30 protein-coding genes are annotated in these 25541 nt (G+C 55.5%); 9 read left to right on the plus strand and 21 right to left on the minus strand.

What is annotated here, in order from left to right; translation table 11 throughout:
• The first annotated feature begins 43 nt into the window (after nt 1-43).
• Genes flaF through ACVBAU_RS16745 form a run of 3 tightly spaced genes read left to right on the plus strand, consistent with a single transcriptional unit; the run spans nt 44 to nt 1705 of the window.
• Nucleotides 44-445, plus strand: coding sequence for a flagellar biosynthesis regulator FlaF (gene flaF / locus ACVBAU_RS16735; RefSeq protein ID WP_323804180.1), 402 nt, complete (start codon nt 44-46; stop codon nt 443-445).
• Nucleotides 446-451: 6 nt separating this feature from the next.
• A complete protein-coding gene (locus tag ACVBAU_RS16740) occupies nt 452-871 on the plus strand; it encodes a flagellar biosynthesis repressor FlbT (RefSeq protein WP_448329350.1) in 420 nt (139 codons plus the stop codon).
• A 9-nt stretch (nt 872-880) separates the two neighbouring features.
• A complete protein-coding gene (locus ACVBAU_RS16745) occupies nt 881-1705 on the plus strand; it encodes a DUF1217 domain-containing protein (RefSeq protein ID WP_448329352.1) in 825 nt (274 codons plus the stop codon).
• On the opposite strand, the gene ACVBAU_RS16750 is transcribed toward ACVBAU_RS16745, so the two are convergent.
• The 5 genes from ACVBAU_RS16750 to fliF all read right to left on the minus strand — a co-directional run bounded on the left by ACVBAU_RS16750 (nt 1706) and on the right by fliF (nt 6328).
• A complete protein-coding gene (locus tag ACVBAU_RS16750; protein ID WP_448329354.1) occupies nt 1706-2737 on the minus strand; it encodes a flagellar motor switch protein FliG in 1032 nt (343 codons plus the stop codon). It lies immediately after the preceding gene.
• A gap of 90 nt (nt 2738-2827) precedes the next feature.
• The gene (fliP, locus tag ACVBAU_RS16755; RefSeq protein ID WP_448329356.1) at nt 2828-3652 is read right to left on the minus strand and encodes a flagellar type III secretion system pore protein FliP; all 825 of its coding nucleotides are present in this window, start codon (nt 3650-3652) and stop codon (nt 2828-2830) included.
• Entirely contained in the window at nt 3652-3996 is a 345-nt protein-coding gene (gene fliN, locus ACVBAU_RS16760) for a flagellar motor switch protein FliN (protein ID WP_323804185.1), read from the minus strand. The genes fliP and fliN overlap by 1 nt, the downstream gene beginning before the upstream one ends.
• Complete coding sequence (locus ACVBAU_RS16765; protein ID WP_448329358.1) at nt 3996-4637, minus strand: FliH/SctL family protein; 642 nt, start codon at nt 4635-4637, stop codon at nt 3996-3998. The genes fliN and ACVBAU_RS16765 overlap by 1 nt, the downstream gene beginning before the upstream one ends.
• Nucleotides 4634-6328 carry a flagellar basal-body MS-ring/collar protein FliF gene (fliF, locus tag ACVBAU_RS16770; RefSeq protein WP_448329360.1) on the minus strand — a complete coding sequence of 565 codons (1695 nt, stop codon included), beginning with the start codon at nt 6326-6328 and terminating at the stop codon, nt 4634-4636. Before fliF ends, ACVBAU_RS16765 begins: the two co-directional genes overlap by 4 nt.
• A 134-nt stretch (nt 6329-6462) precedes the next feature.
• Here fliF and ACVBAU_RS16775 point away from each other — a divergent pair, with 134 nt between their 5' ends.
• From ACVBAU_RS16775 to ACVBAU_RS16790, 4 genes are read left to right on the plus strand one after another with little or no spacing between them, the layout of a single operon-like run.
• Nucleotides 6463-7104: a flagellar basal body-associated FliL family protein gene (locus ACVBAU_RS16775; RefSeq protein ID WP_448329362.1), complete on the plus strand. Its 642-nt coding sequence runs from the start codon at nt 6463-6465 to the stop codon at nt 7102-7104.
• Nucleotides 7105-7113: 9 nt separating this feature from the next.
• Nucleotides 7114-8067 (plus strand): flagellar motor switch protein FliM, encoded by a 954-nt coding sequence (locus ACVBAU_RS16780; protein WP_448329364.1) that lies wholly within the window; start codon nt 7114-7116, stop codon nt 8065-8067.
• The gene (locus ACVBAU_RS16785; protein ID WP_448329366.1) at nt 8048-8422 is read left to right on the plus strand and encodes a flagellar motor switch protein; all 375 of its coding nucleotides are present in this window, start codon (nt 8048-8050) and stop codon (nt 8420-8422) included. Before ACVBAU_RS16780 ends, ACVBAU_RS16785 begins: the two co-directional genes overlap by 20 nt.
• 3 nt (nt 8423-8425) lie before the next feature.
• Complete coding sequence (locus ACVBAU_RS16790) at nt 8426-9088, plus strand: MotE family protein (RefSeq protein ID WP_448329368.1); 663 nt, start codon at nt 8426-8428, stop codon at nt 9086-9088.
• On the opposite strand, the gene ACVBAU_RS16795 is transcribed toward ACVBAU_RS16790, so the two are convergent.
• Genes ACVBAU_RS16795 through ACVBAU_RS16830 form a run of 8 tightly spaced genes read right to left on the minus strand, consistent with a single transcriptional unit; the run spans nt 9085 to nt 15275 of the window.
• Nucleotides 9085-10212, minus strand: coding sequence for an EscU/YscU/HrcU family type III secretion system export apparatus switch protein (locus ACVBAU_RS16795; protein ID WP_448329370.1), 1128 nt, complete (start codon nt 10210-10212; stop codon nt 9085-9087). The two genes, ACVBAU_RS16790 and ACVBAU_RS16795, sit on opposite strands and share 4 nt — an antisense overlap.
• Nucleotides 10213-10214: 2 nt before the next feature.
• A complete protein-coding gene (locus ACVBAU_RS16800; protein WP_448329372.1) occupies nt 10215-10970 on the minus strand; it encodes a flagellar biosynthetic protein FliR in 756 nt (251 codons plus the stop codon).
• A 6-nt stretch (nt 10971-10976) separates the two neighbouring features.
• Entirely contained in the window at nt 10977-13067 is a 2091-nt protein-coding gene (gene flhA / locus ACVBAU_RS16805) for a flagellar biosynthesis protein FlhA (protein ID WP_448329374.1), read from the minus strand.
• A 2-nt stretch (nt 13068-13069) separates the two neighbouring features.
• Nucleotides 13070-13852, minus strand: coding sequence for a lytic transglycosylase domain-containing protein (locus ACVBAU_RS16810; protein ID WP_448329376.1), 783 nt, complete (start codon nt 13850-13852; stop codon nt 13070-13072).
• A gap of 7 nt (nt 13853-13859) precedes the next feature.
• The gene (locus ACVBAU_RS16815; protein ID WP_448329378.1) at nt 13860-14129 is read right to left on the minus strand and encodes a flagellar biosynthetic protein FliQ; all 270 of its coding nucleotides are present in this window, start codon (nt 14127-14129) and stop codon (nt 13860-13862) included.
• Nucleotides 14130-14168: 39 nt separating this feature from the next.
• Entirely contained in the window at nt 14169-14486 is a 318-nt protein-coding gene (locus tag ACVBAU_RS16820; protein ID WP_448329380.1) for a flagellar hook-basal body complex protein FliE, read from the minus strand.
• A 9-nt stretch (nt 14487-14495) separates the two neighbouring features.
• Nucleotides 14496-14906, minus strand: coding sequence for a flagellar basal body rod protein FlgC (gene flgC / locus ACVBAU_RS16825; RefSeq protein WP_093732880.1), 411 nt, complete (start codon nt 14904-14906; stop codon nt 14496-14498).
• Nucleotides 14907-14921: 15 nt separating this feature from the next.
• Nucleotides 14922-15275: a flagellar basal body protein gene (locus ACVBAU_RS16830; RefSeq protein ID WP_448329382.1), complete on the minus strand. Its 354-nt coding sequence runs from the start codon at nt 15273-15275 to the stop codon at nt 14922-14924.
• Nucleotides 15276-15337: 62 nt separating this feature from the next.
• Here ACVBAU_RS16830 and ACVBAU_RS16835 point away from each other — a divergent pair, with 62 nt between their 5' ends.
• Nucleotides 15338-16729, plus strand: a complete 1392-nt coding sequence (locus ACVBAU_RS16835; protein WP_448329384.1) for a FliI/YscN family ATPase — start codon at nt 15338-15340, stop codon at nt 16727-16729.
• 99 nt (nt 16730-16828) lie between these two features.
• On the opposite strand, the gene ACVBAU_RS16840 is transcribed toward ACVBAU_RS16835, so the two are convergent.
• The 5 genes from ACVBAU_RS16840 to ACVBAU_RS16860 form a co-directional block, all read right to left on the minus strand.
• Nucleotides 16829-17680, minus strand: coding sequence for a flagellin N-terminal helical domain-containing protein (locus ACVBAU_RS16840; protein WP_448329386.1), 852 nt, complete (start codon nt 17678-17680; stop codon nt 16829-16831).
• Nucleotides 17681-17847: 167 nt separating this feature from the next.
• Complete coding sequence (locus tag ACVBAU_RS16845; protein ID WP_448329388.1) at nt 17848-18717, minus strand: flagellin N-terminal helical domain-containing protein; 870 nt, start codon at nt 18715-18717, stop codon at nt 17848-17850.
• Between the two features lie 132 nt (nt 18718-18849).
• Nucleotides 18850-19341 (minus strand): flagellar biosynthesis protein FlgI, encoded by a 492-nt coding sequence (locus tag ACVBAU_RS16850; protein WP_448329178.1) that lies wholly within the window; start codon nt 19339-19341, stop codon nt 18850-18852.
• Nucleotides 19338-19640, minus strand: a complete 303-nt coding sequence (locus ACVBAU_RS16855) for a hypothetical protein (RefSeq protein WP_448329180.1) — start codon at nt 19638-19640, stop codon at nt 19338-19340. The genes ACVBAU_RS16850 and ACVBAU_RS16855 overlap by 4 nt, the downstream gene beginning before the upstream one ends.
• Nucleotides 19640-20821, minus strand: coding sequence for a flagellar basal body P-ring protein FlgI (locus tag ACVBAU_RS16860; protein ID WP_448329182.1), 1182 nt, complete (start codon nt 20819-20821; stop codon nt 19640-19642). Before ACVBAU_RS16860 ends, ACVBAU_RS16855 begins: the two co-directional genes overlap by 1 nt.
• Nucleotides 20822-20971: 150 nt before the next feature.
• Between ACVBAU_RS16860 and ACVBAU_RS16865 the strand changes: the two genes are divergently transcribed.
• On the plus strand, nt 20972-21676 hold the full coding sequence (locus tag ACVBAU_RS16865) for a winged helix-turn-helix domain-containing protein (RefSeq protein WP_448329184.1): 705 nt from the start codon (nt 20972-20974) through the stop codon (nt 21674-21676).
• On the opposite strand, the gene ACVBAU_RS16870 is transcribed toward ACVBAU_RS16865, so the two are convergent.
• From ACVBAU_RS16870 to ACVBAU_RS16880, 3 genes are read right to left on the minus strand one after another with little or no spacing between them, the layout of a single operon-like run.
• Nucleotides 21677-22756, minus strand: a complete 1080-nt coding sequence (locus ACVBAU_RS16870; protein WP_448329186.1) for a flagellin — start codon at nt 22754-22756, stop codon at nt 21677-21679.
• Nucleotides 22757-22766: 10 nt separating this feature from the next.
• Nucleotides 22767-24185 carry a flagellar hook-associated protein FlgK gene (gene flgK, locus ACVBAU_RS16875; protein WP_448329188.1) on the minus strand — a complete coding sequence of 473 codons (1419 nt, stop codon included), beginning with the start codon at nt 24183-24185 and terminating at the stop codon, nt 22767-22769.
• 26 nt (nt 24186-24211) lie between these two features.
• Nucleotides 24212-25513 (minus strand): flagellar hook protein FlgE, encoded by a 1302-nt coding sequence (locus tag ACVBAU_RS16880; RefSeq protein ID WP_448329190.1) that lies wholly within the window; start codon nt 25511-25513, stop codon nt 24212-24214.
• Nucleotides 25514-25541: the final 28 nt, after the last annotated feature.

The following is a 25541-nucleotide window of genomic DNA, read 5'->3' on the forward strand; positions in this document are numbered from 1 at the left end:
TGCCCCCCTATAGATGGTATGAGGCAGAATAAAAGGCAGTGAAATGAGTGTAACCGCGTATAAGCGGACCATCTCGCACACCGAAGAACCGCGCCAGATAGAGCGCCGGATTTTGGCTAGCGTGACATCCAAATTAGAAAATCAATTCGAAGCATTTGATGGTGCTTCGGAAAAATCCCAAAAACTTCAGACGCTTGCGGACGGCTTGCGCGATACCCTTTGGGAAAATCAGCGCGTTTGGCTGGCTTTCAAAGCCGACTTAGCCGAGAAGGACAACGGGCTGACCGCCGATCTGCGCGCAGCTTTAATCTCTCTTTCTTTGTGGGTCGAGAGCCACACCAAAGCGGTCCTGTCAGGGTCAAAAAATGTGAAGCCTTTGATTGATATTAATCGCAGTATTATCGATGGGCTGAGCGGGCGAGCTGCCAAAGTCGCGGCGGAGTAACCAGCTATGGCGTTGCGGTTAACCCTGAAACCCAATGAGCGGATTTTGATCAACGGCTGTGTTGTGCGCAATGCAGACCGTCGACAACAGATCGTAATTGAAAACCAGGCCGATATCGTTCGTGAAGCCGATTTGCTGCAAGAAGATGAAGAGCGTACTCCTGTAAAGGAAGTGTATTTCTTCATCCAAACCGCCCTACTTGAGCCGTCGACGCGCATAAAACTCGTGAAGATTATTCAACGCAAACTTGGCGCGCTTGCGCCGGTCTTTCACGACGAAATGGCGGGCCACATCTTTGAAGCCGCGGCCCATGTGTCGGTCTCGGACTTCTACAAGGCGATGCGAACCTTACGGCCCCTGATTGAATATGAAGAAAAACTGTTTGAAATGATCCGTGAAAAAAACACGGCTACGGCGGCGGAATAGTGTAGCCCTATGATAAGCATTTCGGGACTAGGCAGCTCTACCGCGCTCAAACTCATCGACGCAACGCGCGACAAACAGCTTGAATTGATGCGTAATTCTGCCGCGAATAAGCGGGCAGAAGAGGCGTTTCGCGACCGGATAGGCGATATCACTACCCCCGAAGAACTGGTCGCTGATTTCGAAGTTTACAGCTATGTGATGCGTGCTTTCGACCTTGAAGATCAAATTTTCGGCAAAGGCCTTATCCGGAAGATGTTGGAATCAAATCCGACCGAGCCCTCTTCTCTTCTGAATCGCCTCACGGACAGCCGGTTCCGCGAAATGCACCTGACCCTTGGCTTCACCACAGAAGAAGGGCCTCAAACACCCGATTTGACCGACCCGGATTTCCTTAGCGATGTGACAACGCGGTTTTACAATCGTCAGTATATCAACGAAAATGACGCCGAGAACGAGACGGTTGGCACTGTTTTGGAATTCCGCGACAAGGTGGGTGACATCAGTAACTGGTTTGAAGTACTCGCCAGTGAAAAATTAACCAATTTTTTTCAAGTCGCTCTATCGCTCCCTACGCAGATGTCTGCGCTTGATCTGGACAGACAAAAATCACTGCTGCAAGAAAAGTTTGACATCGAAAAGCTCGCCGATCCGGCCGAGCGTGAAAAGCTGATTGCGCGATATGTCGCTATATCCGATGCAGTTAACCCGCAGGGATTTCAGGCAAATTCAATAGCTTTGGACCTGTTGCAATCTTATAATCTGGGCGGCCAGTTTGTCCCAATTACGATTGACGTGGCTGCGATCACCTTCTCTGCATCACGGCTGTACCGCTGATCAGTTCGGCATATCCGACATCATGTCTTCGTCATTTTCGGGCAAGGCAACTTCCCCCTCAGACATCAAGCGCAATGCGGCTTCGACCAGTTGAGCTTGGGCACCTTTGACATCCTTGGACCGCACAGGACCCATCGATGACATCTCGTCTTGAAGCATACCCCGCGACCGCGACGGCAAAGACGCCAAGAAATGTTCGCGCACTTCTTTTCTAGCGCCACGCAGAGCCATCGGCAGAGTGTTTCCGCTGACTTCACGCATAATTTTACCCAACATCATCTCGTTGAATTTAACCAAATCGTCGAAAACAAACATTTTTTGTTTGATGGACAAAAGCTTAGCTGGCTGGCGCTCTTCCAGGTTACGGGTCAGGTTTATCAGCATATCCTCGTCAAGTTTGTTGAAAATTGAAACCAACTGGCTCTCGATCCGAGCTTCGGCGCTGTTTCCAGCCTTGGCAAGAACATCGTCACGCAGCGTGTTTTCAATGTTCTGAATGGTGTCGATGGGCAGCTTATCCATCCCCATGATCCGCTCGATCAAATCCGAGGCACGTTCGGCCCCTAAGAGCGGTAGGACTTTGGCCGCAACGTCGGGGCGTATACGCGTCAGAATCACAGCGATGGTCTGATTGTGTTCTTTCTGCAGGAACGCAACCAGCTCTTTCTCGTCGAGGTCCGAGAGGTCCTTCCAGACGTTATCAATTTTTTTCCCGTCAATTTCTTGCAAGATCTCGGCAACACGATCTTCCGGCAAAAACTCTTTTAGCAAACCGCGCGCGGCGTCGATCGAGCCAACGACACTACCGCTATGGTTCACTTTTTCATCGAATTCAGCGATGATTTCTTCGACGATGCCCGCGTCGACTTCGCCCATAGTGCTGATGGCGGTGGTGATCTGACGGATCTCATCCACATCAAGCTGTTGCATGATGGCGCCCCCGCGCTCTTCACCCAGACACAGAAACAGGATCGCAGACTTTTGCGCGCCAGACATATGACGGTGTTTGCGAAGGGGTACAAACTGGTTCATGAGAGCGCCGATTCCTGCAGCCTGAGGATAATTGGACAAGGATAGCGGAAACTATACTTGTTTGACATGACTATTTCGACGCCGCGGCACCTAGCCGGAGACGTAGGATTGGATCAGCGATCCGGCCAGCATGTACCACCCGTCGATCAGGACGAAAAAGATAACTTTGAAAGGCAGCGATACCAATACTGGCGGCAACATCATCATCCCCGCGCTCATCAAAACCGACGCGACGATCAGGTCAATGGCAATGAAGGGAAGGTAGATCAGGAAGCCAATCGTAAACGCGCGTCTAAGCTCTGAGATCATGAACGATGGTACTAATACCCGCCAACTTGGGAGCGCGGCCGGACCGTCGGACGGTGGGGACGCCTCGTCCGCGATATCGGTGAAAAGCTGCAAGTCCTTGTCGCGTGTATTGACCAGCATAAAATTGTAAAACGGCTCCGATATATTGCGAACGGCCTGCTCTTCGATGATGGCATTTTCCATCAGCGGGACAAGTCCGGCCTCCCACGCGTCTTCGAACACCGGCTGCATGACAAAGAAGGTCATGAACAAGGCCATAGCGTTTAACACAATGTTGGGCGGCGTCTGGTTCAATCCAAGGGCAAGCCGTAACATCGAGAAAACAATCACGAATCTGGTGAAACTCGTGACCATAACCAGCAGTCCCGGCGCGACGCTCAGCACCGTGATGATTGCAAACAGCTGGATCAGCCGACCAGAAAGGCTGGCACCTTCATCCGTCCCCGGCGTTACATCCCCGAAGGCCGAAGAGAGGTCGCGCACCATACTGCCCAGGTCGGCTTCCTGTGCCGAACCGGCCGACCCCAATACAATCAAGGCGACCACAAGTATGGCCGTGCCCGTTGTTAAAGGCAGCAAAAAAGAGGACAGAATGCGGGCGATCATCAGATATCTGAGACGAAGTCTTTGACGATTTCACGCAGTGCGACACCGAGCGAGTCGCCTTGGACCCGTACCAGATCACCACGCGCCACCATGCGATCGTTAATCATGATGTCGACCGGTTCACCGACCCGGCGATCCAGTTCAATCACCGACCCTTTGGTCAAATTTAGCAGCTCTGAGATTGGCATCCGGCTGCGCCCCAACACGACGCGCACGTCTAGCTTGACGCCAAATATCGCGTCCAGGCTTTTGCTATCCAAGCCGGCCGGCGCTTTGGTTTCCGTATTAAGCCCGGAACCCTCAGTCAGGTCGGCGTGGGTTTTATCCTGATCATTATGTAGCATTATTCAGCAATCCTTGTGGTTGCGGTCAGTTCAACGGTGGCGGTTTGCAAGGCGCTGAGTACCGCTGTGGTTGCCTGTTCAATGTCATATTCCAACTTGCCGCCCTGCCAGACGACCTGTGCTGCCCCGCGGGGCAAGTCTCTATCCGCGACGATTTTGATCGACGCGGCATCGGTCGACGTAGGCAACCAAACGGGCGGGTGCGCCTCAAGCCGGGCAACAACATCGGGGCATGCAGTGATCGACAGAACCGGTGTGCTGCGGCTCAACGCGACGCTTTCGCGGATGCGGCGCACAGCCAGATCGACCCCGTAGGTCTGCAGCAATTCGGGCACAAGCCGGTCGCCGATGCCAAGGAATAATTCGACAATATCAGCCTCTGTGGCCCGACATTGACGGGTGTCTTGCGCGATCAGTACGTCCAATTGCCCTCGGATTGCCTCGCTCTCCGCCTCGAGCCGTTCGTCTTCCTGCGCGTCAAATTCGGCCTGTGCGTCTAGCTGTCCGACAGCGCGCCCTGCGTCAAAACCCTGTTTGCGTGCCTCGGCCAGTCGTAGGTTCAGCTCTTCATCATCAAGCGTCGTGACTGGGACCGCGGGCGCGTTATCACTGTCAAAGTTACGGGCGAAGAGGTCGATCATGCGCCAGCCTCAGCCGGGAGCCACGACCGGATCACGCGCAAGACCTCTTGCGGTTTTTCATCGGCTAGCTGCTGGATTGTTTCGATTTTCTTTTTATGAAGATTGCCGCGGATGCCCTCTTTGCGCACGTATTCAGCCACCTCGGCAGCATCGATAGTTTCGTCATCTACGTTTAGCGGGTCTTCGTCTTCTTGCAGGTCCGCAACGGCAGAGGGCACCGCGGGCAGCTTGGCGGGCTTGCCATCAACCCCCAACGCCGCAGGTTCGGACGCTTTGTCACCGGTCAAGGCCGGGTCTTCATAGCTGTTGAGCTGATCGCCCTCACTCAACTTGCGCAGCACGGGGCGCACACCAAAGATGAGGATCAGGCCGACCACCAGCAGAGCAAGCACGCCGCGCACGATAGAGACGACATTTTCGCTGAGCTCATCACCGATCGTTTTATCGATCGGGTCGCCCAGATCCATCGAGTAGTCCATAAACCGCATGCTATCGACAGAGACACTATCCCCGCGCGCGGTGTCGAACCCGACTGCCGTCTGGACCAGCTCGCTCAGGCGGGCGAGCTCTTCGGGGGTGCGTTCAGCATAGATCACGTCAGAGCCGTCGACGTTGTAGATGCCGTTCACCAAGACCGCGACGGATAGGCGACGAACGTCACCCGCTTCGCGTATAATTTCGCGGCGCGTGTTACCGATTTCATACTGTACGATCTCATCGGCTTCGGACCGTCGGGTCGACGACCCTTCCCCGGTGCCGTCGGCCAATGCCGCAGGTATGTTGTTTTCGACGCCCACATTTCCAGCCGCTTTAGTACCGGTCTGGTCCTCGGATTTTGTCTCGGTTGATCGCACGACTTGCTGATCCGGATCATAGGTCTGCTCTACGATGACCTCGCGTTGCGTCGTGAGCTCTACGTTCACATGCACGCGCGCGTTACCGGCCCCGACCCGAGCGGTTAGGATATTCTGCAACTCCTGTGACAGACGATCTTCGATGCCGGCTTTGGCGGATTGCACACCGCCCTGACTGCTGCCATCTGGCCCTTCAGCAAGGATAGTCTCTCCGCTTGCGGACAGGACGGTCACGCGCGAAAGGTCCAAATTTGCAACGGCAGAGGCGACTAGATTGCTGACCGCGACGGCCTGCTTACGTGTCACGGCGCGGCCAGATTCGGGGCGCAAGATGATCGACGCCCGCGGCGCAGGTGCATCACGTGAAAACGGCTCGCGGTCCGGCAGCACCAGATGCACACGCGCCGACGAAATGCCATCGAGCGTCTGGATCGAACGTGCCAGCTCCCCCTCCATCGCGCGCATCTTGTTGATTTTCTGGAGGAACGAATTCATCGCCAGCCCGCTGTTTTCGTCAAACAGCTCCCACCCTGGATCGCCGTCGATCGGCATGCCGGTTTCGGCCAAAACCATCCGTGCCCGCACCGCATCGCCGCGCGGCACAGAAATGCTCGTACCATCTTCCGACACCATGGCATCAAAGCCCGCATTCGCCAGTGTCGCTTCGATTGAATTCGCAGAGGTGATCGACAGATTCGAATAAAGCGGCGCGTAGTCCGGACGGGTCACCGCACCGATGCCGAGAATCATCAAAAGCATCACGCCAATACCCGCCCCGCCAAGCATCATAAGCTTGTTGCGACCGAGCGACTTAAGATTGTCGAGTAATCCTTGCATGATGCCCCTCAGCAGCGATTTGTTACGGATATATTGAACAATTCATGCCTCGTGGCAAGTATTAAACAATTTTTAACCTTGTGTTTTTGGCCCTGAAAGACGAATGTACATTAACCCCAAGTTAAGGTTTCCACATGGCTGATAAAGCGAAAAAAAAGCCAGCCGCGGTAAAGCAGGGCTCCCCTGCTGACGCAGCGGACCGGCCGCGCGGATCGCGCAAAATGCTGATCGCGGCAGCCTTGATGTGTGTAGTCTCGCTCGGCGGCGGCTTCTTCCTTGCGCGCGCAGCCTATGTCAAAGACGCCGAAGCCTTTGAGCCCGAGTACAAGAGCGACGAAGCCGAGCACGCTGACGCCAAAGATGACGACGCTGCGCCGCAAAAGCAGAGCGACGACACGCACGGCGAAGCCGAAACCGACGATCACGCAGAGGGCGAAAAAGACGTCAAAGCAGCCGACACCGGCTTGCTTGATCTGGGCGAGATGCTGACCAACATTCAGGGGTTCGACCAGAACGGATCCCCCACGTCGGTTTATCTTAAGGTTAACCTGATGGTCGCCTACCGGCCCGACGCCGGCGCGGACAAGCTGATGGCAGAACGTCAGCCTTTCATGCGCGATCTCTTTAACGGGTACCTGCGTGGACTGACGGAAAACGACGTGCGCGGCATGGCGGGCATTCTGTATATCAAGGCCGAACTGCTGAAACGCGCCCGCGCGGCTGTGGGCAATGATCTGCCGCAGGAAATCCTGATCAAAGACCTGATCGTACAATAGGGGGCGGAGATGAGCGCGAGCGATACAGCAACACGACCGGACGAGTCAGGCCCTAACCTGATCGACGAGATCATCCGCATGTCGGATTTCACCTTTGACCGGCTCCCTATGCTGGACATCATCGGTGATCGCATGGTCGAAAACCTTTCAGTCGCCCTGCCCGATTTACTGCGGGCCATGTGCGAAGCATCGCTTGCGTCGCTCGACTATATTCCAATGGGAAAAGTAATCGAAGGGCTGCCCAAGCCCACGTTTCTTGCCATCGGAACAGGCCATCCGTTCGTCGGCGAAATCCTTGTAGTGATGGACCAAACCGTTCTGATGACCGCGGTAGAATTGATGCTGGGTGGCAATGCCAAGAATATCGACTTCGACAACACTGATCCCTTCACCGCCATTGAGCTGGGCTTTGGAGAGCGGCTCGCTTCTGCTGTTTTTGCCGAGCTGGAGCGATCACTGTCGGTTGTAGGGGCCGCTAACCTAGAGCTGGACCGTATCGATACAGAGGTCGAAGGTGCCGCAATTGCCAAGAATACCAGCCTTTGTGCGCGGCTAAGCTTGTCTCTAACCTTGGCGGGCAACACAGGTAACCTTGATCTGGTCATTCCTTATGACGCCCTAGAACAGATCCTGCCTGATCTTGGCAAAGTCTATTTTGGCGATCGTATGGTGTCGCAAGACCAGTGGCGTTCTCTTATCGAGGCTCAGATTGAACGTGCCCATGTTGAATTGGATGTAGTGCTGTCCGAAAACGTCTTTCCCTTGCAGAAAATCATGTCGTGGCGCCCAGGCGATACGATTGATTTTGGTATCGAAGAAGGTCGCGACGCGACAGTGACCTGCGCCGATACCCCGATGTTCACTGTATCTTTAGGGAAACGCAATAACGGCTATGTGGCTGTGCAAATTACCGAAAAGCTGGAAATTCTGGAGGACCACGAAGATGATAGCAACGATAATTGACAGTCTGATCGTCGTATTGCTGATCGGCAGCATCGGCTATGGTTATGTGGTCTCGATGAAATTACGCAAGCTGACGGCGACGCTAAAGCAGCTTGAGCCGCTGGTCGAACAATTCTCTTCGGCGGTCGATAAATCTGAAAAATCGGTGCATCACATGCGCGAAAGCATCGAAACGGCGCAACGTGTGCCTGACCCCGTCGACGAACCAAGCCCCGTAGAGGAAGCAGCCGCCTCTTTCGCAAGCCGTCGCGCCACCAAGCCCGTTCCGGCCGAACGCAACGGTGTCCGTGTGGTGCGGGATAAAAAGGAAATGGTGCGCGCATTTTTTGAAAATTCCTCTGCGGCGAAGGGCTGATAGATGTTTGGATCAGGTATGTTAAACGGCAAGATTATTATTGGGGGGCTGGCGCTTACGCTCTGTGCCAAAGCGGCCCTGTCCTTCCCAGAGCTTCCTATGTTCAAGGATAGCCCCCTTCCCACACAGCCGATGATGGTGCTTGCCGCGGAGACCAAGGAAGAAACGGAACTGCAGCCGGTTCAGGATGCGCCGCCCTTGGTCGCCAATCTGCCCGACCTGTCAAACGGCTGCGAAGCGCCGGAAGACGTGCTTATTTCTTTGACTAAAGAGCGTGAACTGGTCCGTTTGCAACAGGTAGAGCTAGAAAACCAGCGGGCTGAATTTGCCCTGGCCCGCGAACGGCTTAACATCGAAAAAGCGTCGTTAACGGAACTCAAGACTTCTATTGAGAGCCTGTTGGGCCGCGTTGACGCCGCACAGACCGATGACCTTGATCGATTGATCCAACTTTATACGAATATGAAGCCTACGGATGCGGCGCGTATTATGGACGATCTGGATATCGAGACTACGATCATGATCCTCGGAACCATGAAGCCAAGAACTGCCGCGCCAATTCTTGCGAAAATTCCAGCAGTGCGCGCCCGCGCGGTGTCCAAGATTATTCTTGAACGCTCTCAATTGCCCGCTGACCAGGACCTAACGGGCATTAAACTGCGTTAATTCGGGTCGGTCCGCAGGATTGATCCCTGCGGTGCCGCGCGCTTCTTATTGTTGCGCAAATCAAAGACAAAGCTAATGATCTCCGCCACGATTTCCCAATGGGCGACGGGGATAACCTGATCGACTTCGATCTCGTCATACAGCATACGCGTTAACGGTTTATTCGCGATCATCGGAATATTATGTTCCGTAGCCACCTCGCGAATTCGGCGCGCAAGATGGTCTGCACCCTTAGCGATACAGACCGGTGCCATGTCCTGCTCGGGGTCATACTTCAGCGCGATCGAATAATGCGTCGGGTTGGTCAGGATAACATCTGCCAAAGGCACGGCGGTAATGGTGCGCTGCTGCGACAACTCGCGGCGACGACGCGCGCGTTTCTGGCGGATCTCGGGGGAGCCTTCGGATTCTTTATGCTCGTCCTGGATGTCCTTCTGGCTCATCCGTTGCTTGCGTCGCCAGTCAAAACGCCGCCATAAAATATCGGCAATCGCAATGGGCACCAGTAGGATTGCCGCTGCGATCAGCAGCTTCACCGCGGCGGCGGTCAGATAGCCGGGCAGATGCTCTGGGATAAAACCAGAAGATGTCCAAATGCGCCGCACCGCTTCATTCGTGATCCATGCCGCGAGCCCGCCAATCGCCAACACTTTGACGATACTTTTCACGAATTCGACCAGCGCATTGGCCGAAAAAAGACGCTTCAGCCCCTCGAACGGGGATAATTTCGAAAGTTTTGGTTTGATACGCTCGGCGGCAACGACAGTTTCGCCTTGGATCACCGCGCCAATCGCGCCCCCTAGGAACAGCACCCCAAAGATCGGAAGGACCGCCCAGACGATCATAAAGAAAAACTCGCTCATGATCTGCCCCAACCGGATGACACCCGGCTCCCCCGTTGCGACCAACAGGGTGGGAGCATGGTCCAGAAGCACCGAAAGAGCGACGACGATCTGCGGGGCTTGATAGGGCAAGATCAAGGCAGCGATCGCCAGCATCGCGACGACAACCACCATATTTCCCGTCTCTTTCGAAGATGGGACGTCGCCTTTCTTGCGCGCGTCCTTAAGTTTCTTCTCGGTCGGCTCTAGCGTCTTTTCTGTACTGTCGCTGTTATCGGCCATGATTAGATCCTAAAACCCATGATCCATTCCTGGAACCGCGTCAAAAAGTAATCAAGCATGGTTGGCAGGGCGATGGCAAGGATCAGTAGCCCCGCCCCAATCAGCAGCGACGCCGCAACAAAAAACACTGGCAGCTGTGGCATCATCCGGTTTGCTAGCCCCATACCAAGATTCAAAATCACCCCCATCACAAAAAATGGGGCCGCGATAGCCGTGCCAATATAGAGGCTCGCACTTGCCACGCGCAGAATTTGATCAGCCAGATCGGCCAGTATAAACTGGCCAGGCGGAAAGACTTGATAGCTGGCGAGCAACGCGCGGATAATCAGATGATGGGTATCCGTGATGAAAATCATGGTAACCGCACTCATAAGCAGAAGACTGGCGACCATTGTGGCCCCTTCAAATGATCCGAACGACGGTCCAAAGGCATTGGCCAACCCGGATACCTGCCCGACCTGAAATCCGGCAAACTGCAATGCTGACAAGAGGATACGTGCGCAAAGCCCGATCCATAATCCAATCAACACCTCAGCGCCGAACAGGAATACTGCGGTCACGATACTGTCGGGTAATGAGCTTGCGATCGGGGTCAAAGGCAGCAGCGACAGGCTGATAAGCATTGCGAGCGATAGACGTGGCCGCACCGGAATCTGAACCTCGCCAAAACCCGGCATGAACATCAGCGCTGTTCCAATGCGGGCAAACACGACGAAAAAAGAAAAAAACAATGACGAAATGAAAGGTTCGATTGCCACGGGCCCTTACCCGACGGTGCCAACGGTACGCAACGACGCTTTGCGGTGGACTTCGTTATGGGAAATCACTTGGGTCATTGGGCTGACCCGTTCCAGTATCGACCGCACGTAGGGACGCGCTTGGGGGCTAACTAAAATGGCCGGCCATTCATCCGCGCTCGAGAATTTTTGGATTTCTTTCCGCACAGCAAGAACGAACTCCTGCACGCGCGATGGAGACATCAAGAACGTCTCTTCGCCATTTGCCTTTGAAATCGAGGTCGCTAGCTCGCGCTCCCAATCACCGCCCAGGTTGATCACCGGTACGTACCCTTGAGAGTCCTTCAATGACTGGCAGATCTGCTTGGCGAGTTTGCTCCGCGCATGTTCAATCACGGTCCGGATATTCTTGGACGTCGCACTGGCCTCGGCGACCGCCTCGATGATCATTGAAAGGTTCCGGATCGATACCCGTTCAGCCAGCAGCGCTTGTAGAACATGCTGCAACATGACGGCTGAACTGCTGTCCGACCCACTTGAAAGCAGTTTTTGGTATTCCTTATCCTGCCCTTCGATCAGTTCCTGCGTCGCAGCATAGGTGAGTATCTCGGGCATATGCTCCTTGATCACCTCGGTCAGGTGGGTGGTGATCACGCTTTCAGGGTCGACAACCGTCATCCCCATCAGCTCTGCTTCGGAGGCGCGCGTTTCGTCAACCCATATGGCCTCGAGCCCGAAGGTGGGCTCGCGTGTGCGCTTGCCGGGCAGATTGATCTCTTGCCCGGAGGGGTTGATCACCATCATCATCATCGGATCAACCTCACCGCGCGCCGCCTCTACTCCTTGCAGGGAGATGGTGTAGGTATAGGCGGGCAGTTCCGCGTCGTCCTTAATCCGGACCAGCGGGAGGACAAAACCAAAGTCTTTTATAAACAAAGACCTGAGGCTTTTTACTTTGCCAGGCAGGGCGGCATTCACTGATGTGATCATCGGTACAAGCCCGGAACCAAGGTCAAGCCGCACATCATCCACCCGAAGCATATCCGCAAGCTTGTCTTCGCTACTTTCAGTAGGTGCGGCCTTGCGCGCCGCGGCTAATTCTTCGGCTTTATCACGCTCCAGAAAAGACTTTTGCATAATATAGCCAAACCCAACCATCCCCGTCGACAACGTAAGAAAGATCATTACCGGAAAGCCGGGCAGCCAGCCGATGCAGAATGTCAGGCCGCCAGCGACATAGAGCGCCTTAGGGAAGTTGCTAAGCTGGCCTAAGACTGCTTCGTTCGCGGCACCCAGCGTCCCGCCCTTCGTCACAAGCAAACCAGCGGCGAGAGAAACCACCAATGCCGGGATCTGCGTGACCAGACCGTCCCCGATGGTCAGAACTGTATATCGGCTCATGGCATCGCCGACGCTTAGGCCGTGGCTGATCATCCCAATCATAATGCCGCCGAACACATTAATCAGTGTGATGATCAACCCGGCGACCGCATCGCCCCGGACAAATTTCGACGCACCATCCATGGCCCCGAAGAAAGAGCTTTCTTCCTCCACCGTTTTACGCCGTGTTTTCGCCTCCTCCTCTGTAATCGCGCCCGCCCCTAGGTCAGCGTCGATCGCCATTTGTTTGCCCGGCATCGCATCCAGCGAGAATCGCGCTGCGACCTCTGCGATCCGAGTAGAACCCTTAGTGATGACGATAAAGTTAATGATCACCAGAATTGTGAAAACGATGATCCCGATGATGAAGTCACCGCCCAGAATGAACTGCGAGAAACCTTCGATGACATTCCCTGCGGCACCGGGGCCATTGTGGCCTTCACTTAATATTAATCTGGTTGAGGATACGTTGAGAGCAAGACGCAGCATCGTGACGACCAGTAGCAGCGTTGGAAAGGAGTTAAATTCAAGGGGTGTACCGATCCACAACGCCACCATGAGAATCAGTACAGATAGCGCGAGCGAGATCGCCAGACCAAGATCGAGAAAGAAAGGAGGCAACGGAATAAACAGCATTGCCAGGATGAGAACCATCCCCACGGCAAACCCGATATCTCGATTAGCACCGCCCAGCTTTGCAAAGCTGAAGGGCACCGGATTTGTGTCGGGTGTCGCCACGCTCAGTTGACCTCCGCATAGTGGGGCAGGATCGGAGCCAACACCTGCGTGGAGTAGATGGACAGCGCGCCGCGCGTTTTTCCGGAATTCGCACCGCTCAAATCTGCGCTCCAATTAAAGTCGGGCATTTCGCGGGTAGCTGCGACCTGTTGCGGTGCGTTGTCGCCAACGCTGACATCACTCGCAAAGCGGGTCAAGAATGCTTGGGCGATGCGCTGGTTCTGCTGCAACTTCTTTAGGTAAACCGATTTATAGCTGGCGTTTGAGGAATGGTACCGGCCAGCCGCCTGCCACCAATCGCCCGTCTCTTGGTAAAGTGACGTGAGAAAGCGCGCGGCATAGTCTACGTTATGCACCGGTGCCGTCGCCTCCTCGAGAGAAGCAAACTGGTCGCCATGCCAACGCTGATTGATCTGCATACAGCCGACATCTGTCGACCGAACGCCACGCGCTTGGGTCTCGCGGACATGTGCTTCGAGGGCGAGTTTGCTCCCGAAAAATGTGCCCGTGCCATTCGTATTTGCGGTCCAAGGCCACACCACAAGCTTGTTGTTCACTTCGCGACCCGCTTCTTGAATACCTATGGCCAACAGCAGGTTTCCCGGAATGTCATAGCGCTGTTCAGCTGCAAGAATTTCTTCCACGCAAATCCGCATCGGGTTTTGGTTCGCGCTTAGTGCCGCAGGTTTCACCGCTGAAACGGACGCCGTGTAAAACCCCGACCATCCAGCCTTGTCCGCTTGCGCAGATATCGGCAGCAAGACAGCCAGCAAAAATGCAGACAAGCGCACCCTAAAGCCCCCCGTTGGCCACAAGGTCAAAAACCCGGTCAGACAGACCGACAAGTGTCGAAAAGATAAAGGGAATACTGATCGCAAGCGTTACGAAGATTGCGGCAATTTTTGGCACGAAAGTCAGCGTCATTTCCTGAATTTGAGTCAGAGCCTGAAAAAAGGCGATGGCCAGTCCAACCCCAAGCGCCACGACCAGCACCGGAGCTGATCCAATCAGTGTCACGGTCAACGTCTGCCGGATGATCTCGTAGATAGTGACAGAATCCACAGCGGACCTCCGAAAAACATGGCGTACATTAACCTGATGTTAAACCGGCATGCGCATAACTTCCTGGTACGCTTCCACCAATTTGTCACGCAATGCCACCGACACCTGAACCGTCTGCTCCATCGCCATTGTGGCCTGAACAACTTCCTGAAGGCTGGCCTGCCCTGTCAGCCCCTTGATCGCCATCTGGTCGCCGCTGCGTACGGATTCCACCGCCTGCGCCGCCGCATCGCCAACCATTTGCGAGAAATCTTTGGGAGCGGGGCCTACTGACTTCGGTCCGCGCGTTTCTCCCTGAACCGTCTTGGAATAGGCGGCTTCAACATAAGAGGAACGGATGGCGGAAAAATCTGTCATTCTGGCACCTTATTTCAACAACTCGACCAGCTGACGACGCATATCGCGCGCCTTGTCCAGCATCGAAAGGTTTGCTTCATAGCTGCGCGCAGCTTCGCGCATGTTGCTCATTTCGATCAACGGGTTAACGTTCGGCATCTTGATATAGCCATTCTGATCGGCCGCTGGGTGCGATGGCTCGTACCGCAGGGTAAAGTCGGCAGCGTCCCGCGTTACGCCCGCAGACTGCACAATCGCCGCGCCGGTGGCCGGATCTGTACCGCTTTCGAATGAAATGGCCTTGCGCTGATAGGGATCGCCCCCAGCCGTTTGCGCGGTCGAACTCGCGTTGGCAAGGTTCTCAGACACAATGCGCAACCGATCACCCTGCGCGCGCATCCCACTGGCTGCTGTTGTTGAAATTCTGGAAAGAGAATCCATCGCGCCCGCCTCCTATTACCGTCGACCTGCAACGGCATAAACCATCTCATGCGCCTTGCGGTACAAACTGGCTGCCATCTGAAACTGCCCCGAAGCACTATTCGCCTCGACCAACTGCTCTTCGAGATTCACGTTATTCCCGGTCATGGTCGCGCCCGAAAGAACCTTTGCCTCGACCACTTCGGCCTCCTGCAACCGCTGCGACCTACCGGTGTCCTCAAGATAGCTTGCGAAGCTTTGGACGCCCTGCGCCCGATATCCTGAGATATTTGCGTTAGCGATATTCTCGGACACGACGTTTTGCCGCGTGGCAAGCCACTGCAAACGCTTAGGGGCAAGACTGAACAAGGATGTAGGATCTGTATTCATACTAGACTCATAATTTATCCTTGATATATAGCAAGGATAGAATATTTTCGAAAGAGTATATTTTGACTTCTGCCTTCGCAAATCTGCAAAAGTCCATCTATTCATGCGCCAGCGCAAAGATCTCGGGCACCGTCAAATCAATCACCGGCATGACCTTGACGGTCGGCGGGCTGGAAGCAATGGCGGCCATCGGCAGCCAATGCAGAGTACACACCCCCGCAGGGCATATTGACGGTGAAGTCGTGAGCGCGCAGGGAAGCGATCTTTGTGTTTTGCCCTTTGGCACATGGGAAGGCGTGTCGGTCGGAAACGCGGTCGAATTGATCGAACATGACGATATGGTTTTCCCCGACGAGAGCTGGATCGGCACGGTGGTCGATGCGCTTGGCCGCCCGCTCACTCAATATGCACGCGCCCGACGCCCACGGCGAAAAACCCGCTTTCGCGCCAATCCGCCCGGTGCGTTCGACCGTAAAAAGGTCGGCGAGAAGCTAGAGACCCAGATCAAATGCATCGACATCTTTACTCCAATCTGCCGCGGACAGCGGATGGGGGTTTTCGCGGGCTCCGGCGTTGGAAAATCGACGATGATGGCCATGCTCGCACGCAATACGGATGCCGATGTGATCGTGATCGGGCTTATCGGAGAGCGCGGACGCGAGGTACAACAGTTCATCCAAGAGGATTTGGGCGAGGAAGGCATGGCGCGCGCGGTGGTCGTTGTCTCTACCGGGGATGAGGCGCCGCTGCTGCGCAAGCAAGCCGCGCTGACCACGACCGCGATTGCGGAATACTTCAAATCGACGGGCAAACAGGTGCTGTTGCTGCTCGACAGTGTCACGCGTTTTGCCATGGCGCAGCGCGAAATCGGCCTTGCCCGTGGCGAGCCACCGACCCTACGGGGCTATCCGCCGTCGGTCTTCAGTGAGCTTCCGCATTTACTAGAGCGCGCAGGCCCCGGCATGGCGGCCGAGGGCGACATAACAGGGCTTTATACCGTGTTGGTGGACGGGGATGACATGAACGAACCGATCGCGGATGCGGTGCGCGGCATCGTGGACGGGCATCTGGTTTTGGATCGACGCATCGCGGAACAGGGGCGTTTTCCTGCGATCGACCTGCAAAAATCGCTGTCGCGGATGCTGCCGGGGTGCCACTCCCCCGAGGAGTATGAAATCACCAAAGTCGCGCGCAAGGCTTTGGGCCGCTACGCCGATATGGAGGATCTGATCCGCCTTGGGGCCTATAAATCAGGGTCCGATCCCGAAACCGATCAGGCTATTACCTTCTTTAAAGCAGCAAGCCCGTTTCTGTCACAAAGCCGTGGCGACAAAACGCCCGCCGCCGAGGGATTTGCAGATACCTATCGGATGATCCTTGAATCCGGCATCGACGACCCGCTGCGTAGTTTTTTCGAGGAACGCGCCCGCGCCGAGGCTGCTCAGGCGCAATAAAAAACCGGCGGGACGCATGTCCGGGCCGGTGGTTTGTGTCGTCAGGGCCCCTCCCCACCAAAGGTGGAGAGGGTATTGTCATAAAACGCCGAAGCCGAATTAACGGAACAAGCTCAGGATGTTTTGAGGGGCTTGGTTGGCAATCGACAAGGACTGCGTCGCCAGCTGCTGCTGAACCTGATAGGCCTGCAGACGTGCCGCTTCTTCTTCCATATCCGCATCAACCATCGAGCTCACGCCGGAATCCAGCGTGTCTGTCAGGGCGTCGATGAACTCCATCTGACCGTCGAGAGCGTTTTCGGTGATGCCGAGGGAGGTTGCAGCGGTGATGGATTTACCCAGCTCAGCCTCTGCGAACTGCAACTTTGCAGCCATAGTTGCGCCATCCGCTGTCGTGAGATCGTTAACATTGATCTTACCAAATTCGGTCTTGATCGCCGCAAGGTTGACACCCTCAAACTTAAACGTCGTCGCGCCAAATGTCGCGCCGTTGCGTGTCACCCCGTTTGTAACGCTTACTTCGTTACCAGCACCGGTTTTGCTACCATCTACAAGATTATCGCCGTTGAATGTGGCCTGCTCGATTGCAGACCCCATGTTCTTTACCAATGCGTCGATTTCCAGCTGCACATCAGCGCGATCAACGCCATCGGTTTGCGCGAAAGCAACACGCTCAACGATCTGTTGCGCGATGTCAGACACAGTTTCGGCTCCCAAACGGGCTGTCGCGACGGAGTTCTTGGTCGCTGTCATGCCTTCATTAATGGCTTTGAACATGCCGCTGTCGCCTTTCATCGTCTCTGAGACAGCAAAATAGGCAGCGTTGTCTTTACCGGACGCCACTTTCAGACCCGTGGAAACACGGTCTTGAGTTTGGTTAAGCCCACGGTTCACGTCTTTCAACGTGGCCAGAGCGTTCATTGCGGAGCTATTGGTGAGAATGGACGACATTTAATGTTCTCCTTGTTTCTCGTATTGATCCAGTCTTCTGACTGATGCTGACAGGAGGCCAGCTTTACTTACTTTTTACTCAGTTGAAAGCGGGCTGGACAATTGTCAGTGCCAGCCCTCCCCCACCATAGATGGAGAGGGTATTGTCATAAAACGCCGGAGCCGAATTAACGGAACAAGCTCAGGATGTTCTGAGGGGCCTGGTTGGCAATCGACAGGGACTGCGTCGCCAGCTGCTGCTGGACCTGATAGGCCTGCAGACGTGCCGCTTCTTCTTCCATATCCGCATCAACCATCGAGCTTACGCCGGAATCCAGCGTGTCTGTCAGGCTCTCGATGAACTGCATCTGACCGTCCAAGGTGTTTTCAGTGATGCCTAGTGATGTTGCAGCGGAAATTGCTTTGCTAAGTTCGCCTTCGGCCGTCGCGAGCTTATCAGCCATAGTCGTGCCACCGCTGCCGGCCGCCAAAGATTCGAGATCTATCGTTGCAAAAGCATCTTTGATCGCAGTCAGATTGACCTCTTTAAACGAAAATGTAGTGGCAGTAATGCCAGTGCCATCACGCTTGATACCGTTGACAACCGAGACCTCCGTCAGAGGGGTACCACCCGAGTCATTTTTGTAAACGCCGTCGACAAGATTATCGCCATTGAACGTGGACTGGGCGATTGCAGAGGTCATATTACCAACCAATGCATCAATTTCCAATTGGACATCGGCACGGTCAACGCCATCAGTTTGGGCGAATGCAACACGTTCAACGATCTGCTGCGCAATGTCAGAAACAGTTTCAGCACCCAGACGGGCTGTCGCAACGGAGTTCTTCGTCGCAGACATGCCTTCGTTAATGGCTTTGAACATGCCGCTGTCGCCTTTCATCGTCTCGGAGACGGCGAAATAGGCAGCGTTGTCTTTACCAGACGCCACTTTCAGACCCGTGGAAACACGGTCCTGTGTTTGGTTCAGCCCACGGTTCACGTCTTTCAACGTGGCCAGAGCGTTCATTGCGGAGCTATTGGTGAGAATGGACGACATTTAATGTTCTCCTTGCTTCTCGTATTGATCCAGTCTTCTGACTGAGGTCAGCCGTAGAAAGGCTAACCTGAACTACTTAGCAGCTCAGGTTAAAGCGGGGTTAACAAAATGGGTAAATCGGTAGAAAGCGGATCAGAATTTCTGATCAACGCGCATATTCTTGTCGGCAACACCGCTGACACGTTGCCCCATCTTCCCGTAATTCCCGTCTAGATCATTGCGATTGCTGATCTTTTTCACCTCGCGCAGAATGGTGCGCGCCGCGACCGCCATGCGGGACAAAATGGCGCTGTCTTCTTCAATCGCGCTTTTGAGGTGCTTGAGGTGTCGCTTGACCTCCAGCTCTGTCATAATCGGGTGATCGATAAAGGGCTCTACAAGCGGCGTTTGCAGTTCCAACCATTTCAGCGCGCGGGATTTCTCCTCGAAGATCGCGCTGACGACGTCCAGATCGCCGGCCTTGATCGCGTCTATCTCGCGGTTCAGCACGTCGATTGTATCGTGGATCTTCGCCACATAGGCGTGGATGTTTTCTTCGTCCTGCGGGGTTAACGCAGGCTGGTCCGTCGCCTCCCCCTCTGGGGTGCTGCCGCGTCGACCAAAGCGGAAGGTGCGCGACATCATTCGCCCTGCCCTTCGACCGTGGATTTGCCCTGACCGTAGGCATCCAGCATCTGCGACACGCTGCCCGAGAACCCGAAACCGCCCTGTTCGACAAGCTGGCCAGCAACGGCTTCTGACATGAACGACCGCCACATATCGGCTTGCTGCTCGCCACCAAACGCAGATGAGCCGGCCGTCTTCATCATCTCATCGACAAACTGGGTCAGAAACACCTTTTCGAATTCCTTGCCCGTCTGTGCCGCGCGATCGGGCTTGGCGATGTCGAAAGCAGGCAGCGCCGGAGTAATTGGACCCGTCATCAGATAATCTCCAGATCCGCATGTAGGGCACCGGCGGCTTTGATCGCTTGCAGGATCGCGATTGTCTGTCGTGCGCCAACGCCAATGGCGTTCAGCCCATCGACCAGCTCTTGAAGGCTCACGTCGCCATTCAGAATACTAAAGCTGCCGTCGGTTTCCTGAATATCGATCTCGGTTTCGGGCACGATCACGGTCGTCCCCCCGATAGAGATAGGTTTCTCGCTGATCACAGCTGTATTGCCACCGACACTGAACGGGCCGGGCTGACTAACGCCAAAGTTCTCGCGCACGCGAACGGTCAATCCGCCTTGGCTGATGGCAACCTGCGCGATCCGCACATCGGACCCCATGACGATGGTGCCGGATTTTTCGTCGATCACAACCCGCGCAACGGCATCCGGCGTGACCAGCAGATTTTCGACTGCCATGATCGTTTCGGGGGCGTTGCGCTTGTCACCGACCCAGACCTCGATCGTGCCGGAATCCAGCACTTCGACCTGACTAGATCCGAGGTGTCGGGCAATCGCCTCGCGTACACGGTCAGCGGTCGTAAAATCAGGGTTGTTCAGCGCAATCCGGATGCTGTCGAGCTGGAAGAGGCTAAATTCGATCTCGCGCTCAACGATGGCACCGTTTTCGATCCGCGCGATGGTCGGCACGCCGTCCACGACGCTCGCGGCATTGCCATCCACCCGGTACCCCGAGGCCGCGACCGCACCCTGTCCTACGGCATAGACCTCACCGTCTGCACCAGTCAGCGGTGTGATCAACAGGGTACCACCGCGCAGGCTGGTCGCATCGCCCAAGGACGACACCGTGATATCAATGGGCGATCCGCGCCGCGCAAAAGGCGGCAGCTTGGCCGTAACCATCACAGCTGCGGTATTTTTGGTTTTCAGCGTCTCGCCATCCAGATTGGCCACGCCCAAACGTTCAAGCATGCCGCGAATGGATTCACGCGTGAAGGGGCTGGAATTCAGCTTGTCCCCCGTCCCCAAAAGGCCAACGACCAAGCCATAGCCGATCAAATGGTTTTCCCGAACCCCTTCGAAATGCGCGATGTCCTTGATCCGAACCTGTGCACCTGCTGGTACTGCCGGCAACGCGAGCAGCGCGGCTGCGGCGATCGCCTGCAGGCCGCGCAGCCATGCTGAGAAAGGGGGTCGCTGGCGGTGCGCCATTGCGAAATCTCCAGTACAAGAACAGTTCAACTATCCTTGCCATAATCACGTAGCAGACCGTTTTATACAAGTTAAATCATCTATTAATTGTTGCTACCGCAGAATATACTTGCTACCGATAGGAATAGTCAGGATTTAGGGCAGAATAAAATGCGCATGTATATTTTCGAACAGCGGAAAGAACGATGCGCCGGCCTAACCGCAGAGCTGCGCAGCGCAGGTATCGAGCTTCAGTTCGTCACAGCCGAGTTTTTCACCACTGGGCTTGGCCCCTTGCTGCAACCTGGTCACCAGACCAACGCGGTGTTGATTGGTGAAGGTGACGACACGCGTGACTATATCCGTGCGATGCGCACGGCGGGCTGCGTCAATCCGGTCATCGTCCTCAAGGATTTCCGCAACGCCAAAGACACCTCAGATCTGCTGAACCTCGGGGCCGATGATGTTATCGTTAGCCCGATCCGCGGTGCAGAGGTGCTGTCGCGGACAAATTCGATTATCCGGCGGCACTATGGTCACGCCTCTGAAAGCGTGATTGTCGGAGAGCTGACGGCCTATTTCGACGGGCGCGACCCGATTGTGTCTGGCAGCCGGATTAAGCTTTCGAAACGGGAATACTCGGTGTTCCAGCATCTTGCGCTGAACTCGAACAAGGTCATCTCAAAAAACGCGATCTATGACGCCATCTATGGCAGCAGCATCGATCAGCCGTTTGACAAGGTGATTGACGTCTACATCTGCAAACTGCGCAAAAAGCTCGCGTCAGCGTCAAAGTCGGGCTGGCAGTATATCGAAACCGTACATGGTCGCGGTTATAAGCTCAGCTCGCCCGAGGTGACCTCCAAGGCAAGCTGATCAGCGCAGATAGTTCAGGATCGACAGGCTCGAGAGCCGCGATGTCACCTGATAGCTTGCTTGCAACTGCGTCTCCAGACTGTTCATCCGCGTGGCTGCCTCATAGGGATCAACGCTCTCGTAGTTCGAAATCTGCGTGCGCTGGACCAAAGACAGATCGTTCAGCTGCATCTGCGTTTTCTCGACGATCTGCTGATTGAAACCGATCCGTGCAGAGATATCCAACATCCCTTCTTGCGACGCTGAAAGGCTATCGACGACCTCTGACATCCATGTGCTATAGGCCGCGTCATCCATCTGACTGACATCCGAAACAGCCAGCATCGCCAAGCCCTTATAGGCATCGCGAAAGGATTGTTCATTCGCACGCACGCCATATACCACCTCTTGGCCAGTATTCACCCAAGCGCTAAGTTGCTTGGTCTCGTTGCCGGCTGCATCGGCCTCGGGCGACGCTTGATAAAAAGTGCCTTGGAAATTTCGGCTGGCATCGGCGTCTTGAGACTGGAAAACCGCGTCGATCTGATCTGCAATCGCTTGGGCACTTGCGGGATCTGTCGGGCCGGAGCCGAAGATTTCTTCCATCACAGATTGCGGTGACCGCCCGGTTTCTGCACTGTTTTCTGGCCAACGTGTCAGCGCGGTCTTATTGGATTCCAGACCCGAAAACAGGTTTTCGCCGTTATACGAGGTGTTCATCGTCGACACGAGGCTTTCAAGGGCCGCCCGCGCCTGCATCTGGAGCACTTCGGCCCCATTGTTGTCCCGCGTCGCATTGACCAACGCGCTTTCCAGCACCGATTGCACCTGCGTGCGCGCAGCGTCGACCGAGGCAAGCATCGCGTCAAGCTTACTGCCGAGGACCTTGTTCGACGTTATGAAGGTTTGCGTGTTCGCCTCACGGCCGTGCAGTTTCATGACCGACGCGGCGCGCGGACCAAGATCGGCATAGATGTCGGCCTTTTTTCCGGTGGCGACTTCCTCGCTTGCACGCTGCAACGCCATTGTGTTGCGCTGTACGTTCTGCCGGTTGAAAAGGTTAAACTGAAACGACGAAAAGCTGCTGATGCCTAGAACCATTTTATCCGCCTCATACCGCTGCGATCAGCGTGTCGATCATCTCTGACACTGCTGCGAGCACTCTGGAATTTGCCGCGTAGCTTTGTTCGATCAATAATAATTGCTGCATCTCGTCGTCGATATTGACGCCTTCGGAATTGCGTCGCGCCGACATCACCACCTCGGCCGCAGAGGCCGCTGCATTGAAATCATTCTCGGCCCGCGCGCGCTCTGCCGCCTGACTGGTGATCATCTCGGCAGAGAAATCACGTAATGAGACTTCGCTCGGAATACCTGTGCCTTTCGCGGCGTTCATGGGGTCATCAAGCGCTGTCAAAAAGGCGTTGATCTGCGCCATTTCAGACCCCGCACCAGGGGAAACCGCCCCTAACCCGTCCCGAATACGCCAAACCTCGGCATCCCCATTTGACGAAATCTTGTCGTTCACCTGCAAGCGGCTGGCCAGTCCGGTGAGGTTATCGGGATCAAAAGCACTGCCGTTGTCGGTGAACAAGCCTGCCTCGTTCGGTGCCAGGCTGGCGTCGGCCCCTTCGAAGGTCTGCATCAACCCGCGGGCGAATTCATCCAACTGTTGACTAAACTTCGGTATCGTCTCTCGTTTCAGTTCGGACAGCCCCGCAAGACTGCCGTGCTGCACACCGCGGACGCCGTCTTTGAACGGGGTGATATCCTGCTTGCCCGCCATCAGCGTCCCGTCACTGGGGTTAAAGGTCACGTCCTGAACCACTTGCCCTTCAAGCAAAGCCGCACCGCTGACGGTATATAGGCTGATCGACCCATTAGACGACCGGTGCATCCGCGTATCCACAATGCCCGATATCTGATCAAGGATCGTATCTACTTTTTCATCGAACTGTGCAGACTCCAGCGATCCGGGCGCGAAACTGCTGCCCGAGGCGTTCAGATCACGCAGCTGATACAGTGCCGTGTTCAAATCCGCGACTTCATAGCGGATTTCCATGTTCACGTCGCTCAGCGTGGTCGACAAGGTCGTCGCGGCCCCTTTGACCGACCGCGCCAGGTCCTCTGCAGCCAGCGCAACCGCAGTCTGCGCCCCATTTGACGACGGCATATTCACCAGCGTTGTCAGACTGTTCTGGAAATCGTTGAACCGGTCCGCGGGCGACGTACCATCGCCGGGCTGCCCCAGATAGGAAGTATAGCTGGTCAGCCCTTCCTGAATGGATTGGTACTGCGTCATCCGCGAATTTTCGAGGCGCGACATCCGCTGCAGCGTCGCATCGACTTCGCGGCGGATCTCGCTGATCACAGCGCCGCCCTGCCCGCCGCTGGCGGTGACAAGCACCGCCTCGCGCCGGACATACCCCGGGTTCATCGCATTCGACACGTTATCCGCCGCGACCCGCGACTGACCCTGTGTGGTATATAACCCGGCCGTGGCCGAATTCAGCGCGCCCGTAAGGCTCATGTCATGCTCCGGTCAAACCGTCTGGATTAACGCTTCAGACGGGTGGTTTCATCCATCATATCGTCGACGGTCGTGATAACTTTGGCGTTGGTAGAAAACGCGCGCTGCGCCTTGATCAAATCGGTCATCTCTTGCGCAATGTCCACGTTAGAGCCTTCAAGCGCCCCGGCGTTGATCGACCCGACGGTAGAGGAGTTGGCCTGCAACGCAGAGAACGACCCGGTCTCGCCAGACAGGCGATAGGCGTTGCCCTTCACCTCGACCAGCCCGTTGGGGTTGGCCACAACAGCGACAGGAATATCGTATAGGGCGCGGCGCATACCATTGTCGAAAATGCCGAACAAAGTGCCCTCTTCGGTGATCTCGGTACGTACCAGTTCCCCGGCGCTGGACCCGTCGCGATCAAACGCGAGGCTAAAGTCACCTGCGAACTGGCTGATCCCGTCAAAGCCACCCGGCTTGCCCAGGGTAATGTCGATTTCTTGCGGGACGACACCGTTATTCAACGTGATAGTCGCCACGCCTGTCGCGGGATCAACTGAGAACGCAGCCGGCGCTGTCGCGGTCGACGTGGCGTTTGTATACCCCAGCGGCGAACCGGCTGCGGGGCCTGCGTTGTTGAATTCCATCGTGACGCTGCCCAAGGCATCGCCGTTCTGGTCCGCGATTGCCAGATCCCATGTATTTGCCGTCGTGCCGGGGGCCCAGGAAAAGCTCACCCGCTGGCTTTCGCCCAAGGCGGTAAACACTTCCGATGATGTCACAAAAGGCGCACCGGGTTCGGCCTGCCCCGTATCTTGCGACGGTAGGTTGCCAAAGGAAGAAATGGTCGTCGTCACCCCGGCAGAGATATTCAGGTTACCGATGTTTACGGTCTCCATATCGCTAAACGATGTGCGGTCGACGGATCCGATGCCGCCATCCAGCTGGTAGGGATAGCCGGCAAGGTAATATCCGGCCGCGTTTTGCAGATTGCCCTTTTCATCCGGCAGGAAAGATCCCGCACGTGTGAGCATATAGTTGGTCTGAACTGTCTCGTTCGGGTTCATCGACACCGAGAAAAAACCGTTCCCGCCGATCGCCAGATCGGTAGGGGAGTTGGTCGAGATCAAGCCGCCCGCCGTCGAGATGTCTATCTCTTCGACGGCATTAACCGACAAAACCCCGTCACCATTTCCGCCCGAAGCCGTGGTCGTGACCATATGCGCGAACCCGCGGCGGTACCCCACTGTGTTCGAGTTTGCGATGTTCTCGGAGATGCTGCCAACCGCTTTGGAGTTGGCGCGCAACCCGCTGACACCGGTCTGAAGCGCACTTGAAATGCTCATATTACTACCTCGTTATCGTTCTTGGTAT

It is taken from the genome of Sulfitobacter sp. M13 (assembly GCF_053474885.1).